This window comes from Sulfitobacter delicatus (assembly GCF_900102535.1).
Taxonomy (GTDB): domain Bacteria; phylum Pseudomonadota; class Alphaproteobacteria; order Rhodobacterales; family Rhodobacteraceae; genus Sulfitobacter; species Sulfitobacter delicatus.
This window is the reverse complement of record NZ_FNBP01000003.1, coordinates 290303-305973: the sequence shown is the minus strand read 5'-3', so window position 1 is coordinate 305973 and position 15671 is coordinate 290303. Positions and strand designations below refer to the sequence as shown.

At 62.1% G+C, this 15671-nt stretch carries 16 protein-coding genes; 2 read left to right on the top strand and 14 right to left on the bottom strand.

The window, feature by feature from the left end; all coding sequences use genetic code 11:
* The first annotated feature begins 3 nt into the window (after window positions 1-3).
* Both pcaH and pcaG read left to right on the top strand, forming a co-directional pair.
* Window positions 4-744 carry a protocatechuate 3,4-dioxygenase subunit beta gene (gene pcaH, locus BLS57_RS07855; protein ID WP_093740922.1) on the top strand — a complete coding sequence of 247 codons (741 nt, stop codon included), beginning with the start codon at window positions 4-6 and terminating at the stop codon, window positions 742-744.
* The gene (gene pcaG / locus BLS57_RS07850; protein ID WP_093740919.1) at window positions 744-1334 is read left to right on the top strand and encodes a protocatechuate 3,4-dioxygenase subunit alpha; all 591 of its coding nucleotides are present in this window, start codon (window positions 744-746) and stop codon (window positions 1332-1334) included. The genes pcaH and pcaG overlap by 1 nt, the downstream gene beginning before the upstream one ends.
* A gap of 6 nt (window positions 1335-1340) precedes the next feature.
* Here pcaG and BLS57_RS07845 read toward each other — a convergent pair whose 3' ends face one another.
* From BLS57_RS07845 to BLS57_RS07780, 14 genes are all read right to left on the bottom strand, one after another.
* Window positions 1341-1739 carry a RidA family protein gene (locus BLS57_RS07845; RefSeq protein ID WP_093740916.1) on the bottom strand — a complete coding sequence of 133 codons (399 nt, stop codon included), beginning with the start codon at window positions 1737-1739 and terminating at the stop codon, window positions 1341-1343.
* Between the two features lie 24 nt (window positions 1740-1763).
* Complete coding sequence (locus tag BLS57_RS07840) at window positions 1764-2453, bottom strand: ABC transporter ATP-binding protein (RefSeq protein WP_093740914.1); 690 nt, start codon at window positions 2451-2453, stop codon at window positions 1764-1766.
* On the bottom strand, window positions 2450-3205 hold the full coding sequence (locus tag BLS57_RS07835; protein WP_093740912.1) for an ABC transporter ATP-binding protein: 756 nt from the start codon (window positions 3203-3205) through the stop codon (window positions 2450-2452). The genes BLS57_RS07840 and BLS57_RS07835 overlap by 4 nt, the downstream gene beginning before the upstream one ends.
* On the bottom strand, window positions 3198-4181 hold the full coding sequence (locus BLS57_RS07830) for a branched-chain amino acid ABC transporter permease (RefSeq protein WP_093740910.1): 984 nt from the start codon (window positions 4179-4181) through the stop codon (window positions 3198-3200). Before BLS57_RS07830 ends, BLS57_RS07835 begins: the two co-directional genes overlap by 8 nt.
* A 1-nt stretch (window position 4182) precedes the next feature.
* The gene (locus BLS57_RS07825) at window positions 4183-5100 is read right to left on the bottom strand and encodes a branched-chain amino acid ABC transporter permease (RefSeq protein WP_093740907.1); all 918 of its coding nucleotides are present in this window, start codon (window positions 5098-5100) and stop codon (window positions 4183-4185) included.
* 87 nt (window positions 5101-5187) lie between these two features.
* Complete coding sequence (locus tag BLS57_RS07820; protein ID WP_093741216.1) at window positions 5188-6327, bottom strand: ABC transporter substrate-binding protein; 1140 nt, start codon at window positions 6325-6327, stop codon at window positions 5188-5190.
* 93 nt (window positions 6328-6420) lie between these two features.
* Entirely contained in the window at window positions 6421-7611 is a 1191-nt protein-coding gene (gene kynU, locus BLS57_RS07815; RefSeq protein WP_093740905.1) for a kynureninase, read from the bottom strand.
* Entirely contained in the window at window positions 7612-8439 is an 828-nt protein-coding gene (locus tag BLS57_RS07810; RefSeq protein WP_093740903.1) for a tryptophan 2,3-dioxygenase, read from the bottom strand. It lies immediately after the preceding gene.
* Window positions 8436-10058, bottom strand: a complete 1623-nt coding sequence (locus tag BLS57_RS07805) for an AMP-binding protein (protein ID WP_093740902.1) — start codon at window positions 10056-10058, stop codon at window positions 8436-8438. The genes BLS57_RS07810 and BLS57_RS07805 overlap by 4 nt, the downstream gene beginning before the upstream one ends.
* Entirely contained in the window at window positions 10055-11206 is a 1152-nt protein-coding gene (locus BLS57_RS07800) for an acyl-CoA dehydrogenase family protein (protein WP_093740900.1), read from the bottom strand. Before BLS57_RS07800 ends, BLS57_RS07805 begins: the two co-directional genes overlap by 4 nt.
* A 46-nt stretch (window positions 11207-11252) precedes the next feature.
* On the bottom strand, window positions 11253-12053 hold the full coding sequence (locus BLS57_RS07795; protein ID WP_093740898.1) for an enoyl-CoA hydratase family protein: 801 nt from the start codon (window positions 12051-12053) through the stop codon (window positions 11253-11255).
* On the bottom strand, window positions 12043-12504 hold the full coding sequence (locus BLS57_RS07790) for a MarR family winged helix-turn-helix transcriptional regulator (protein ID WP_093740896.1): 462 nt from the start codon (window positions 12502-12504) through the stop codon (window positions 12043-12045). The genes BLS57_RS07795 and BLS57_RS07790 overlap by 11 nt, the downstream gene beginning before the upstream one ends.
* Window positions 12501-13232 carry an SDR family NAD(P)-dependent oxidoreductase gene (locus tag BLS57_RS07785; protein ID WP_093740894.1) on the bottom strand — a complete coding sequence of 244 codons (732 nt, stop codon included), beginning with the start codon at window positions 13230-13232 and terminating at the stop codon, window positions 12501-12503. Before BLS57_RS07785 ends, BLS57_RS07790 begins: the two co-directional genes overlap by 4 nt.
* Window positions 13229-15520 carry a bifunctional salicylyl-CoA 5-hydroxylase/oxidoreductase gene (locus tag BLS57_RS07780; protein ID WP_093740892.1) on the bottom strand — a complete coding sequence of 764 codons (2292 nt, stop codon included), beginning with the start codon at window positions 15518-15520 and terminating at the stop codon, window positions 13229-13231. The genes BLS57_RS07785 and BLS57_RS07780 overlap by 4 nt, the downstream gene beginning before the upstream one ends.
* Window positions 15521-15671: the final 151 nt, after the last annotated feature.

The following is a 15671-nucleotide window of genomic DNA, read 5'->3' as shown; positions in this document are numbered from 1 at the left end:
CAGATGCAAGATGACGATCAAAACGCGGGGCCCTATCTGCCGCGCAACGCTGCAAGCCATCCCGCGGCCCTGCATCCGCCCTATCGCAGTTCCCGCCTGCGCAGCCCACAGGCCGAACCGATTACTTTTCCCTCAACCCCAAGCGAGGAAAGCGGCCCGGTTTTCACCGGTGACCTGCTTGGCCCGCTGGACAATGATCTGCTGCACAACTTCGGCCCAGACGGCCAATCCGCGATCGGCCCGCGCATCATTGTGCATGGCCGGGTGCAAGACCAGTTTGGCCGCCCCGTCGCAGGCGCGCTGCTGGAGGTCTGGCAGGCCAACGCGGGCGGCCGCTACCGTCACGCCAAGGAAGGCTATATCGCCCCGCTCGACCCCAATTTCGGCGGCTGTGGCCGGGTGATGACCGATACCGAGGGGCGCTACAGCTTTCGCACCGTGATGCCCGGCGCCTACCCTTGGCCCAACGGCCCGAACGACTGGCGGCCTGCGCATATCCATTTCTCGGTCTTCGGCGCGGGCTTTGCGCAGCGGCTGATTACCCAGATGTATTTTGAGGGCGATCCGCTGATTTGGCGCTGTCCGATTGTCGGGGCGATTGACGACAAACGGGCCGTCGAGCGGCTGATCGCACCGCTGGACATGGACAACACTGCCCCGATGGACGCGCTGGCCTACCGCTTTGATATCACCCTGCGTGGGCGCGAACAGACACTCTTTGAAAACCGTATGGAGGGGCTGTGATGTCAAAGCATCCCGAAACCGCCAGCCAGACCGCAGGGCCTTACGTCCATATCGGCTGCACACCGAATTTCGCGGGTTTAACAGGGCTTTATGAGAATGACCTTGGCGCTGATATGGCCACCGACAAGGCCCAAGGGGCGCGCATCACCCTGTCGGGGCGCATCTTTGACGGTGCCGGTGATCTGATCCACGATGCCTTGGTCGAGGCCTGGCAGGCAGATGCAGCAGGCCGCCACGCGGGGCAGCCGGGCGCCGACCCGCATTTCAGCGGATTTGGCCGCTGCCCCTGTGATGCCGAGACAGGTGAGTTCCGCTTTAAAACAGTGAAACCCGGCCCCGTTGCATGGCCCCAAGGGGGACAACAAGCGCCGCATATCACGCTTTGGATCGTGGCGCGGGGGATCAATATCGGGCTGCACACCCGCGTCTATTTCGCAGATGAAGATGTCGCCAATGCCCAAGACCCGGTTCTGGCCGAGATCGCAGACAACCGCGCCGCTACCCTGCTCGCCCGGCCCCAATCTGCGGGTGATTATCGCTTGGACATTCACCTACAGGGGCCGAACGAGACCGTCTTTTTTGCTGTGTGACCCGCGTTAGCGCGTGATCACCGCATCGGCTTCGATCTCAAGCTTGGCTTCATCTTCGACCAACCCGGCGACCACAACCATGGCCATCGCCGGGAAATGCTTGCCCATCACCTCGCGGTAGGCCCGGCCCACGTCCTTTTGCGCGGCAAGATATTCTTTCTTATCCGTGACATACCACGTCAGACGGGTGATATCTTCGGGCGTGCCACCCGCGGCTTCGACGACCTCGCGGATGTTCTGCAACGCCTGTTTCATCTGTCCGATGAAGTCATGACATTCGAACTTCTGTTCGGCGGTCCAGCCGATCTGGCCGCCGACAAAGAGATGGCCATCGGCGCTGAGCATACCGTTGGCATAGCCTTTCGCGGGGGCCCAACCTTCGGGCTGGATGACTTGATGAGACATGTGATCTTCCTTTTAACAATCGGGTTAGACACCCAGAAATTTATCGGCAACCGGCGCATTGAGCGCGGGCATCGGCCCGGACCAGACCGAGCGGCCGCGTTCGAGAATGACGGCGTGATCCGCGATGCGGCGCAGCTCGGCGAGGGATTTGTCCACCACCAGCAGCGCCAGCCCGCTGTCACGTTTGAGCTGGGCCACAGCGGCCCAGATTTCTTGCCGGACGACCGGGGCCAAGCCTTCGGTCGCCTCGTCCAGAAGCAAGAGTTTCGGGTTGGTCATCAGCGCCCGGCCAATCGCCAGCATTTGTTGCTCACCCCCTGAGAGCGAGCCTGCGGCCTGATCGCGGCGTTCGCCTAGACGGGGGAACAGATCGACCACGCGCGCCTCGTCCCAGTCACCGGGACGCGCGGCGGCGATGAGGTTTTCATGCACCGTCAGCGGCGCGAAACAACGCCGGCCTTCGGGCACCAGTCCAAGCCCCGCTTGGGCCGCGCGGAACGAGGGCAGCGCCGCGATGTCGCGCCCGTCGAAATGCAGACTGCCGCCATCATGTTTCAGCATCCGGCAAATCACCTTGATGGTCGAGGATTTGCCCATCCCGTTGCGCCCCATCAACGCGCAGACCTCGCCTTGCTCGAGCGCCAGATCGACGCCAAAAAGCGCCTGCGTCGGCCCGTAAGAGGCGGTGATGCCTTTCAGTTCCAGCAAGCTCATGCCGCGTCCTCCTCGCCCAGATAGGCCACGCGGACCTGTGGGTCGGCCTTGATCTCCGCCGCCGTGCCGCTGGCGATGATCTGGCCGTAGACCAGCACCGAAATCCGATCGGCAAGGGCAAAGACCGCATCCATGTCATGCTCCACCAGCAGGATCGGCGCCTCGGCCCGCAGCGTGTCGAGAAAGCCGGTCATTTCCTTGGAGCCACTGGCGCCGAGCCCCGCCATTGGCTCATCCATCAAGAACACCTTTGGCCGGAGCGTCAGCACAACGGCGACCTCCAACTGGCGACGTTGGCCATGCGACAGATCGGCGGTGCGCTTGCTGGCGTGCTCCGCCAAACCGACAAGTTCCAACGCCCGCATCGCCTCGTCCCGCAGTTCCGCTTGCCGCATCACCGGGGCGAAAAACCGCATCACCCGCCCCGACTGCCCAAGCGCGCCCAGCACCGCGTTTTGCAGCACGGTATATTCCATCGCCAGCGAGGAAATCTGGAACGTCCGCCCCAGCCCCGCCCGCGCCCGCTGTACGGTGCTGAGCGGCGTCACGTCCTGCCCGGCAAAATGCACCGTGCCACTGTCCGAGCGCAGCCCGCCCGCGATCTGTTTGATCAGCGTCGATTTGCCTGCGCCATTGGGCCCGATCAGAGCGTGGATCTCGCCCTTGCGCAGCGTGATCGACACGTCATCGGTCGCCTTCAACGCGCCGAAGCTTTTGTGCAGATTGCGCACATCCAAAAGCGCTTCAGTCATGAGCCACCTCCCGTCCCGCGATCAGGCCGATCATGCCGCCGCGGGCAAAGAGCACAACTAGCAAGAGCAGCAGCCCCAGATAGATGTGCCAGAACTCCGACAGCCCGCCCAAGACGTGCTCCAGCAAGATAAACAGCGCAGCCCCGGCCACCGGGCCAAAGAGCCGCCCCACCCCGCCGAGGATCACGAAGACCATTATCTCCCCAGAGGTCTGCCAGCTGAACATCGTCGGGCTGACAAAGCGGTTCAGGTCGGCAAAAAGCGCGCCTGCCAGCCCGGTCACAGCGCCCGAAATGACAAAGGCCACCAGCCGCAAGCGGAAGGGTGCAAGGCCGACGCTTTCAACCCGCTCTGCATTCTGCCGCGCCGCCGAAAGCGCCAGCCCGAAGGGCGCGCGGGCGAGACGGCCCGCAAAGAACAGGACCGCCGCGAGAATGACAAAAGCGATGCCAAAGAAGGTCAGCGGGTCGAGCGTATTCAACCCCGGAAAGCCGTTGCGCACATAGATCGACAGTCCATCCTCGCCGCCATAGGCGGGCCAGGAGATCGCGAAGTAAAAGAGCATCTGGCCGAAGGCGAGCGTGACCATGATGAAATAGACGCCCGAGGTGCGCAGCGACAGCGCGCCGATCAGCAGCGCCGCGAGGGCCGAGACCACAAGCGCCACCAGCCAGATCACCGGCATCGACTTGGTGCCTTCGATCAGGAAGGGGCTTTCCATCAGCGGCGTGTAGCTTTGCGCATGGGCGGCGAGGATGCCCATGGCATAGCCGCCGAGGCCGAAAAAGGCCGCATGGCCAAAGCTGACCAGCCCGCCGAGGCCGAGGGCGATGTTCAGCCCCACGCCCGCCAGCGCAAGGATCGCGGCCTTGGTCGCCAGCGTGATGATAAAGGGTTCATCCAGCGCAAAGGCGGCCAGTGCCGTGGCGGGCAGCAGCAGAAAGAGGAAGGTGTTGAGGATCGTTTCGCGGGTCATCTTACGCCTCCCCGAACAGGCCGGTGGGTTTGAACAACAAGACCCCCGCCATGAGAATGTAGATCGACATGGAGGCCAGCGATGAGCCGACCGAGGTGGCCGCAGAGGCTTCCATGAAGTTGGCGAAAAGCAGCGGCAGCAGCACCGAGCCGAGCGTGTCGGTCAGCCCCACCAACAGCGCGCCGATGAGCGCACCTTTGATCGAGCCGATGCCACCGATGACGATGACCACGAAGGCGAGGATCAGCACCGGCTCGCCCATGCCCACCTGCACCGACTGGATTGCGCCGACCAACGCGCCCGCCAGTCCGGCCAGTGCGGCGCCGAGCGCGAAAATCAGCGTGTAGAGCTTGGCAATGTCAACGCCGAGGGCGGCGATCATTTCGCGGTCGGCCTCGCCTGCTCGGATCTGGATCCCGATGCGGGTGCGGGCGATCAGCAGGAAAAGACCCGCCGCAATCGCCAGACCGACGCCGATGATCACCAGACGGTACAGCGGATATTGAATGCCACCCGGCAGCATCACGGGGCCCGACAGCGCCGAGGGAATGTCGAGAAACAGCGGGAAGGAGCCAAAGAGGAACCGCGTGCCCTCAGAAAAGATCAGGATCAGCGCGAAGGTTGCGAGGACTTGGTCAAGGTGGTCGCGGTCATAAAGCCTGCGGATCACCGTCATTTCGATCAGACAACCCGCGAGCGCCGCCGCTGCCAAGGCCGCGACCAGCGCCAGCAAAAACGAGCCGGTCGCCGCCGCCACCGCCGCCGCCGCAAAGGCACCGACCATATAGAGCGACCCATGGGCGAGATTGATTAGCCCCATCACCCCGAAAATCAGTGTGAGGCCCGCCGCCATCAGGAACAGCATGATCCCGGATTGGACCCCGTTAAGCACCTGTTCTATGAGCAGGATGAGTGACATTTGGCAAAGCCTCCCGGCGCGCCGGACGATGCCCGGCGTCAATGCGTGGAAATGTCGGCCCCGACGCTCCGCCGGGGCCGCAAAGGATTACATCTTGCAGTCAGCCGCGTAGGCGTCAGCGTGATCGGTCAGCGAGGGGCCGACGAGCTTGTTGGTGTAAACATCGCCCTCCTTCACCACTTCGCGGACGTAGTAATCCTGAATCGGATGCTGGTTGTTGCCAAAGCTGAACTTGCCCCGGACAGAGGCGAAATCCGCTTCCTTCAGCGCCGCTTGGAAGGCGTCCTCGTCAGAGACATCAGCCTTGTCCATCGCGCTCAGCAGCAGGTTCGCGGTGTCGTAGCCCTGGCTGGCATAGAGTGACGGCAGACGGTCGTATTCCTCTTGGAAAGCCGCCACGAACTCTTTGTTCGCCTCATTATCGAGGTCCTTGTTCCACTGGCTGGCGTTCTTGATGCCAAGCGCGGCTTCGCCCACAGCCTGCAAGATGCCTTGGTCAAAGCTGAAGGCCGGGCCGACGACAGGCAGATCGACGCCCGAGTTGGCGTATTGCTTGAGGAAGGAGATCCCCATGCCGCCCGGCAGGAAGAAGAAGACACTGTCGGCACCCGAAGCGCGTATCTGCGCGATCTGGGCGGCATAGTCGGTCTGGCCCAGATCGGTATAGACCTCACCCGCGGCTTCGCCCTTATAGGTGCGCTTATAGCCCGTCAACGCGTCCTTGCCCGCTGGGTAGTTCGGGGCCAGCATGAAGGTGTTCTTGTAACCTGCGTCATTGGCGTAAGCGCCTGCCGCTTCGTGCAGGTTGTCGTTCTGCCATGCGACGTTGAAGTAAAGCTTGTTGCAGCCCTTGCCCGCCAGCGCAGAGGGGCCAGCGTTGGGGCTGAGGTAGAACTTGCCCTGCGCCGTCGCCGCCGGCACCACGGCCATTGCGAGGTTCGACCAAATGATGCCGGTCATCACGTCGACCTTCTCGGACTGGATCATTTTGTCGGCCAGTTGCACGGCGATCTCGGGCTTGCGCTGGTCGTCTTCGATGACCACCTCAAGGTTCTCATTGCCCGCCATCTTGGCCGCCAGCATAAAGCCGTCGCGCACGTCGATGCCAAGGCCCGCGCCGCCGCCCGAAAGGGTGGTGATCATGCCGACCTTGACCTTGCCCTCTTCGGCCCATGCGCCGCCTGCCGCCAGTGCCGCGACCGAGGCCGCCATCACGAGTGTTTTCATCTTCATTTCGTTCTCCCTTGATTGGTTTGGGCCTCTTTGACGGGCCCGCTTTGTTGGGTCGTTTAGCCAGCTTAGCGAGGGGAATTGACCCTGTCAGGTCACCCTTGCGCGGGTCTTGTATTTTTCGTTGTCCCAGAGCCGGTTTTCCATCACATCGCGAATAATCGCGGCGGCCTTGGAGACATCCTCAGCGTCGAGATAAAGCGGCGTGAAACCAAAGCGCATGATGTCCGGCGCGCGGAAGTCGCCGATCACGCCGCGGTCAATCACCGCCTGCATCGCGGCATAGCCTTCTTCAAAGCGGAACGACACCTGACTGCCCCGCTCGGCGCTGTTGCGCGGGCTGGCGAGGGTCAATTGCGGCACGTCGCGCTCGATCTCTTCGATGAACTGCTCTTGCAGCGCGATGGAGGCCGCGCGCAGCTCTTGCATGTCAACGTCAGCCCAAAGCTCCATCGCGACCTCAAGCGCGGTCAGCTGGATCACCGGCGGCGTGCCGACGCGCATCCGCTCGATCCCCTTACCAGGCTGGTAATTCTCTTCAAAGGCAAAGGGCTGCCGGTGCCCCAGCCACCCGGCAAGCGCCGGTTGCACCTCATCCGCCAGATCGGGGCGCACATAGATGAAGCCCGGCGCGCCCGGGCCGCCGTTGAGATATTTATAGGTGCAACCGACCGCAAATTCGCAGTTACTGCCCTCAAGATCGACCGGCAGAGCGCCCGCCGAATGCGCAAGATCCCAGACCATCACCGCGCCATTGGCGTGGGTCAGCTCGGTCATCGCCTTCATGTCATGCTTGCGCCCGGTGCGGTAATCGACCTCGGTCAGCATCACGGCGGCGATGTCTTCGTTGATCGCGTCTTTGACCTCTTCGGGCGCCACGGTGCGAAGCTCATAGCCCTGCTCAAGCAGCCCGACCAAGCCTTCGGCCATATAGAGGTCCGAAGGGAAGTTGCCGCTGTCCGACAGGATCACCTTGCGACAGGGCCGCAGTTTTACCGCCGAAGCTAACGCCTGAAAGACCTTAATCGACAGCGTGTCGCCCATAACGACCGAGCCTTCCGGCGCGCCGACAATGCCCGCGACCATATTGCCCACGCGCGTGGGCTGCTCCATCCAACCGGCTTGGTTCCAGCCGCGGATCAGCATCTGGCCCCATTCGTCGGCGATCATCTCCTGAACCCGCGCAGCGGCCGCCTTGGGCAGCGGGCCGAGCGAGTTTCCGTCGAGGTAGATGACGCCCTCAGGCAGGACGAAGGCTTCTTTTTTCAATACGTTAGACACCTACAATGCTCCTCTGACATGCCAAAGCTCGGGGAAGAGTTCCACTTCGAGCATTTTGCGCAGATAGGTCACACCAGAGGTGCCCCCGGTGCCGCGCTTGAAACCAATGATACGTTCCACGGTGGTGACGTGGTTGAACCGCCACCGCCGGAAGTAGTCTTCGAGATCGACCAGCTTTTCGGCCAATTCGTAAAGTTCCCAATGGGTTGTCGGGTCTTCATAAACCTTCTGCCAAAGGTCTTGCACCTCTTGCTTGGGCGTCCAGCCCTTCGCCTCCGGCGCGCCGCCCAAGGGGGCCTCGCCCATGCGCTCGCACATCAGGTCAATCGCCACCTGATAAAGGCTCGGCTTCTCCATCTCGGCCACCAGTGCGGCATGGGGCTCCGGCGTATGCTCATGCAATTTCGTTAGCGCCGCGATGCGGTTGCCCAGTAGGTATTCGATCAGCCGGTATTGGTAAGACTGAAACCCCGAAGACGCGCCCAGATAGGGGCGAAAGGCGGTATATTCGCTTGGTGTCATTGTGCGCAGCACGTCCCATGCGGAATTGAGCTGTTCGAAAATTCGCGCCACGCGGGTCAACATCTTGAAACTCTGCCGCAATTCCCCGGCTTGCAGCGCTTCCCGGCAGGCGGTCAACTCATGGATCGCCAGCTTCATCCACAACTCGGAGGTCTGGTGCTGGATGATGAACAAGAGCCCATCATGCGCCATGTCGAGCGGGTTTTCAGTGGTAAGGATCTGGTCCAGCCCAAGGTAATCGCCATAGGACTTGTCCTTGGCGAAACTCATTTTGGCGCCTTTTGAGGCTTCGTCGAAGGTGCTCATTTGCCCTCTCTCAGTGCGAACCGCTGGATTTTTCCGGTGGCGGTTTTCGGTAGTTCCTTGAGGAAGCGGATGTCGCGCGGATATTTATAGGGCGCGATCGTTGCCTTAACATGATCCTGCAAGGTCTTGATCGTCAAGGCATCTTCGGCAGTGCCCTCGACGAGAACCACATGCGCCTGAACGATAGAGCCCCGCGCCTCATCCGGGGCGGCAACCACCCCGCATTCGCTGACGAAAGGATGGCTTAGCAAGGCCGCCTCAACCTCCGGACCCGCGATGTTGTAGCCGGAACTGATGATCATGTCGTCATTGCGGGCCGCGAAATGCAGATAGCCGTCTTCGTCCATGGTGAAACTGTCGCCGGTGATGTTCCAGCCGTCTTTCACATAATCCGCCTGCCGCTTATCGCCGAGATAGCGGCACCCTGTCGGCCCCCGCACGGCCAGACGGCCCACTTCACCGCGCGGGACCTCATTGCCCACGGCATCGATCACCCGCGCCTCATACCCGGTCACCGGCTTGCCCGTACAGGCGGCGCGGTGGTCGTCGAAACGGTTGGAAATAAAGATATGCAGCATCTCCGTCGCGCCGATGCCATCGAGCATGGGCTTTCCGGTCTTTTCTTGCCATTCGTGATAGACTGGCGCAGGCAGCGTTTCTCCGGCAGAGACAGCGGCGCGAAGGCTGCTGAGGTCCGCACCTTCTTCCATCGCTTGCAACATGGCACGGTAGGCCGTAGGCGCGGTGAAACAGACGGTCGCCTTATACTTCTCGATGATCTCGATCATATTGGGCGGGCTGGCGGTTTCCAGCAGCGTTGCCGCCGCGCCAAAGCGCAGGGGGAAGACCGCGAGGCCGCCAAGGCCAAAGGTAAAGGCCAAGGGCGGCGAGCCGACAAAAATGTCTTCCGGTGTGACGCCGAGCACCTCACGCGCATAGCCATCCGCGATGATCAGGAGATCGCGATGAAAATGCATTGTTGCCTTGGGGTTACCCGTCGTTCCTGAGGTGAACCCAAGCAGCGCCACATCGTCTTGTGATGTTTGCACGGCCTCGAACTGCACCGGTTTTTCCAGCGCCAAACGGTCCAACTCGGCGTCATGGTTGCTGGTCCCGTCAAAGCCGACAACGGTCTTGAGATACTTAGACGACTTCGCGCAAGTCGTCATCTCGTCCATCAGCCGCGTATCGCAGAAGGCATGGCTGATCTCAGCCTTATCGACAATCGCCGAAAGCTCGCCGGCACGCAACATAGGCATGGTGTTGACCACCACCGCCCCGGCCTTGCTCGCCGCCAGCCAGCAGGCCACCATTGCCGGGTTGTTGGCCGAGCGGATCAGGACGCGGTTGCCGGGCTTCAACCCGAGGTCTTCCACCATGGCGCGGGCCAATCGGTTTGTCCAATCCGCCAGTTCCTTGTAGGTGCGACGGCGACCGTTGCCAATCAGGGCAGTTCGATCTCCGAATCCCCTTCCCACCATAGAATCAGTGAGTTCGACGCCGACATTCAAGCGCTCAGGGTAGTTAAATATAGAGAGGTTGAACTCTGGCCATTGGTCCATCGGCGGCAGGTTGTCGCGGGCGAAAGTGTCTTCATGTGCACTTTGGTACAGCTTCATCCCATGGCTCCCAATGTCTGGCGCGCGATGACAACACGTTGCACGTCCGACGCGCCTTCGTAAATGCGCAAGGCCCTGATTTCGCGGTAAAGTCGCTCGACTGCCTCCCCATTACGCACACCGTCGCCGCCGTGCAGTTGGACGGCTTTGTCGATGACCTTCTGCGCCTGATCGGTGGCAAAGAGCTTCGCCATCGCCGCCTCGCGCGTGACGCGCGGCGCGCCGCTGTCCTTGGTCCAGGCGGCGCGGTAGACGAGCAAGGCAGCGGCATCAACGTCGAGCGCCATATCGGCGATATGGCCTTGGACCATCTGCAACTCGCTCAGGGGCGCGCCTTGCACCTGCCGGGAGGTCACGCGGGCCAGTGCTTCGTCCAGCGCGCGGCGGGCAAAGCCCAGAGCGGCGGCGGCGACGGTGGAGCGGAAGACGTCGAGGACCGACATGGCGATGGCAAAGCCGCGCCCCGCCTCGCCCAAAAGCGCCGAGCCGGGCAGTTTTACGCCGTCGAAATGCAGTGTGGCCAGCGGGTGTGGGGCCATGACTTCGAGGCGTTCCTCTACCTTCAGCCCGGGCGTGTCGGCGGGCACGATGAAGGCTGAGAGCCCCTTGGCGCCCGGTGCTTCGCCGGTGCGGGCGAAGACGGTGTAAACGTCGGCGATGCCGCCATTAGAGATCCACGTCTTGCGGCCGTCGAGCACATAGCCGTTACCGTCCGCCTTGGCTGTCATGGTGGAGTTGGCCACGTCGGAGCCGGATTGCGGCTCAGTGAGCGCAAAGGCCGAGATCGCCTGCCCCGAGCGCGTCTTGGGCAGCCATTCGGCCTTTTGCTCATCGGTCCCGAACAGAGAGATCGCCCCGGTGCCAAGCCCTTGCATGGCAAAGGCAAAATCCGCCAACCCGTCGTGGCGCGCCAGTGTTTCGCGGATCAGGCAGAGCGTGCGGACGTCGAGCACCTCGTCGCCCTCGGCGCCGCTGTGGCGCAGCCAGCCGTCTTGGCCCATCATCGTCACCAGATCGCGGCAGGCGCTGTCGGTGTCACCGTGATCGACATTCACCAGTTCTTTGCCGGCCCAGTCGTCCAGCGCCAGTGCCAGTTCCTTGTGGCGCGGCTCAAAGAACGGCCAGTCGAGAAAACTCTTGTCAGCCATGGTTTACGCCTCCCCGCGTAGTTTTATCATTTGGCTTTGGATCACTTCAGTCGCCCTCAAAAACCGGACGCTCTTTGGCGACAAAGGCATTGTAAGCGCGCTCGAAATCGCCGGTCTGCATGCAGATCGCCTGTGCCTGCGCTTCGGCTTCGATCGCTTGTTCGATGGACATCGCCCATTCCTGCGCCAGCATCGTCTTGGTCATCATATGCGCAAAATTCGGGCCTGCCTGAATTTTCTGCGCCAGTTTCAGCGCTTCATCTTCCAGCGTTTCGCCGGTGACCAGCCGGTTGTAGAAGCCCCAGCGTTCGCCTTCCTCCGCCGTCATTGCGCGCCCGGTGTAGAGCAGTTCCGCCGCCCGGGTCTGGCCGATGATGCGCGGCAGGATTGCGCAGGCGCCCATGTCGCAGCCCGCGAGGCCGACACGGGTGAAGAGGAAGGCCGTCTTGGCCTCTGCCGTGGCCAGACGCAGGTCGGAGGCCATGGCAATGATAGCGCCAGCGCCGACGCAAACGCCATCCACAGCGGCGATGACAGGCTTGCCGCAGTTCACAATCGCTTTGACCAGATCGCCGGTCATACGGGTGAAACGCAGCAGTTCCTTCATGTTCATTCGGGTCAAAGGTCCAATGATATCATGCACATCGCCGCCGGAGCTAAAGTTGCCACCATTGGAGCCGAAGATCACCACATCGACGTCATCGGCATAGACCAGATCGCGGAACCAATCGCGCAGTTCGGCGTAGCTGTCAAAAGTCAGCGGGTTTTTACGGTCGGGGCGGTCCAGCCGTACGGTGGCGATACGGTCTTTAATTTCGCATTGGAAGTGTTTGACATCACTGCGCATTTACTTGTTCCTTTTGTTCTGACTTGGCGGCGAAGGCCTGTAGCCGTGCTGCCATGGCGCGGGCGTCTTCGGGCGAGACGTCGCGCAGTTTTTCGTTGATCCAGTCCTGATGTGCCTCGGCCTGACGGGCGAACTCTGTCGCGCCCTCTGAGGTCAGCCGCAGCATCATGGCGCGACGGTCGCCGGGCACGGGGATGCGCTCGACCAAGCCTTCTTCGCTCAGCCGGTCGGCGATGCCGGTGACATTGCCGTTGGACACCCGCAGCACCCCGGACAGTTGGCTCATCTTCAGCCCCTCGGGGTGGCGCGACAGGGCCGACATTACATCAAAGCGCGGCAGGGTCGTGTTATGCGCGCGGCGGAGCTCGTCGCGCAGGTCCTGCTCGATGCCGCGCACGACCTTCAGAAGGCGTAGCCAGAGGCGCAGGCGATCTTTGGCCGCGTCGCTCACACCTCGCCCCCCGATAGGGACAGCGTGTGCCCGTTGACTGCCGCTGCCGCGTCGGACAGCAAGTAGAGGGCGGCGGCGGCGACCTCGGAGGTCTCCACAAAGCGGTTCTGGGGGCTGGCGCGTTTCAGCAGGGCGCGAGCTTCATCGGCGCATTTGCCGGTGCTGGTAGTGATGTTCTCCACCGAGCGTTCCAGAAGCGGCGTGTCGATGAAGCCGGGGCAGATCGCGTTGACGGTGATGCCCGTGCGCGCCAGTTCCAGCCCAAGCGCGCGGGTCAGGCCAACGACTCCGTGTTTCGCCGCGACATAGCCCGCTACATAGGGGTAGCCCTTGAGCCCGGCGGTGGAGGCCACGGCGATGAGGCGGCCTTGCTTGGCCTCTTTCATCTCGGCGAGTGCGGCTTGCCAGACATTGAACACGCCAGTGACGTTCACGGCGAGCATGTCGCTCATGTCCTGCGCGGTGATCTTGTCGAATGGGGCGGAGTGGGCGGCGCCTGCATTGGCGATGACGCCGGTGATCGGGCCGTTCGCGGCGCGCGCGGCGGCGAAGGCCGTTTGCACAGCATCCGCGTCGGTCACGTCGCAGGTCTGAAACGGCAGCCCTTGCTCGCGCAGAGGTGCTTCGCGGCGGCCCATGATGGTAACTTTGGCGCCGCTTTTAGCCACGGCATGGGCGATCTCGGCGCCCACGCCAGAGCCTCCGCCGGTGATGACGATATGGCTCATACTTTCTCCATTTCGGCGGCACGGTCCGCCAGACGCCACGCCTGATCGCGACCGGGGCCGTAAGGCAGCGGCCAGTCGGCATGACGGTCGCCGATGGAGGCCGCAGCATGAAGCGTCCAGTAAGGATCGGCCAGATGCGGACGGGCGAGGCAGACCAGATCGGCGCGGCCCGCCATCAGGATCGAGTTGACGTGGTCGGCCTCATAGATATTGCCCACGGCCATGGTCTTGATGCCGCCGTCGTTGCGGATGCGGTCGCTGAACGGGGTCTGGAACATGCGGCCATAGACCGGTTGCGCTTGTTTGGAGGTCTGGCCTGCGGAGACGTCGATGATGTCCGCCCCCGCCTCGCTGAACATGCGGGCGATTTTAACGGCTTCTTCGGGGGTGACGCCGTCCTCTTCGACCCAGTCATTGGCCGAGATGCGGACCGCCATGGGCTTTTCCTCGGGCCATGCGTCGCGCATCGCTTTGAAGACTTCCAGCGGGTAGCGCATGCGGTTTTCCAAGCTGCCGCCATACTCATCCTCGCGTTGGTTCGACAGCGGCGAGATGAAGGAGGAGATCAGGTAGCCGTGGGCCGCGTGGAGTTCGACCATGTCGAAGTTGGCGCGTTCGGCCATGCGGGTGGCTTCGACAAATTCGTCGCGGATCTTGTCCATGTCCTCGCGGGTCGCCGCCTTGGGCACGGCGTTGTTCTCGGACCATGGGATCGCGGAGGCGGAAATGGTGTCCCAGTTGCCAGCCTTCAGCGGCGCGTCCATCTCTTCCCAACCCAGTTGGGTCGAGCCTTTGCGCCCCGAATGGCCGATCTGGCAGCAGATTTTAGCCTCAGTCTCGGCATGGACGAAATCGGTCAGACGCTGCCACGCGGCCTCATGCTCGGGCGCATAGAGACCGGGACAGCCCGGCGTGATGCGGCCTTCGGGCGAGACGCAGGTCATCTCGGTATAGACCAGCCCTGCCCCGCCTTTGGCGCGTTCGGCGTAGTGCACGAGGTGCCAGTCGGTCGGGCAGCCGTCGACGGCTTTGTATTGCGCCATGGGCGAGACGACGATGCGGTTGTTGAGCTTCATCTCGCGCAGTTGGAACGGCGCGAACATCGGGGCGCGGACCGGGCCGTTGGTGTCGGCACCCGCCTGTTCGAGGAACCATTTCTCGGCACCTTCCAACCACTTCGCGTCTCGTTCGCGCAAGTTTTCATGGCTGATCCGCTGGCTGCGGGTCAGCATGGAATAGTTCAGTTGCACCGGGTCGAGGTCGAGATAGCGCTCGACATCCTCGAACCACTCGACCGAGTTGCGCGCCGCTGATTGCAGGCGCAGCACTTCCAGCCGCCGCGCCTCTTCGTATTTCTCAAAGGCTGTGGGCAGATCGGCGTCATCACTGACGTGTTTCGCCAGCGAGATCGCCGATTCCAGCGCCAGTTTCGTGCCCGAGCCGATCGAGAAATGCGCGGTGGCCGAGGCGTCGCCCAAGAGCACGACATTCTCATGGCTCCAGTTTTCGCAGAGCACGCGGGGGAATTTGATCCAAGCCGAGCCGCGGATATGCGTGGCGTTGGTCATCAGCTTGTGGCCGCCCAAGTGGTCTTTGAAGATCTCCTCACAGATCGCGATGGTCTCTTCTTGGGTCTTTTCGCCAAAGCCGTAGGCGTCAAAGGTGTCTTGGCTGCATTCGACGATGAAAGTCGCCGTGTCCTTGTCGAACTGATAGGCGTGGACCCAGATCCAGCCCTTGTCGGTCTTCTCAAAGATGAAGGTGAAGGCGTTGTCGAATTTTTGGTGCGTGCCGAGCCAGACAAAGGGGCAGCGGCGCACGTCGATGTCGGGCTTAAAGGTGTCTTCGAACTCCATGCGAGTTTTGGAATTCAGCCCGTCCGCCGCAACCACCAGATCGTAGTCGTTCATATATTCGGAGGCGGCTTTGACTTCGGTCTCAAACTGCAGGTTCACGCCCAACTCGCGCGCCCGTTCCTGCAGGATCAGCAAGAGCCGCTTGCGCCCGATGCCGCAGAAACCGTGGCCGGAGCTCAGGATCGTATTGCCCTTATGATGTAGGGCAATGTCGTCCCAATAGGCGAAATGGCTGCGGATTTCCTTGGCCGAGACAGGATCGTTGGCTTCCAGATTGTCGAGCGTTTCGTCCGAGAGCACCACGCCCCAACCGAATGTATCATCGGCGCGGTTGCGCTCGAGCACGGTCACATCAGCATCGGGCTGACGCAGTTTCAGCGAGATCGCGAAGTACAGCCCCGCAGGGCCGCCGCCAAGACAGATTGCACGCATCGAAAATCCCTTCTGGTTCGGTTTGGAGGGAGCGTATGGTGAGTCGGCTTTTCGTTCAAGGATAAATATTTTAGGCTTAAAGCAATGCCGCGCAGCAGCGAGATCCGGCTAGCGGCGGATTGAAGTTCTGAGCCTCAAAGCCTATGCCTCC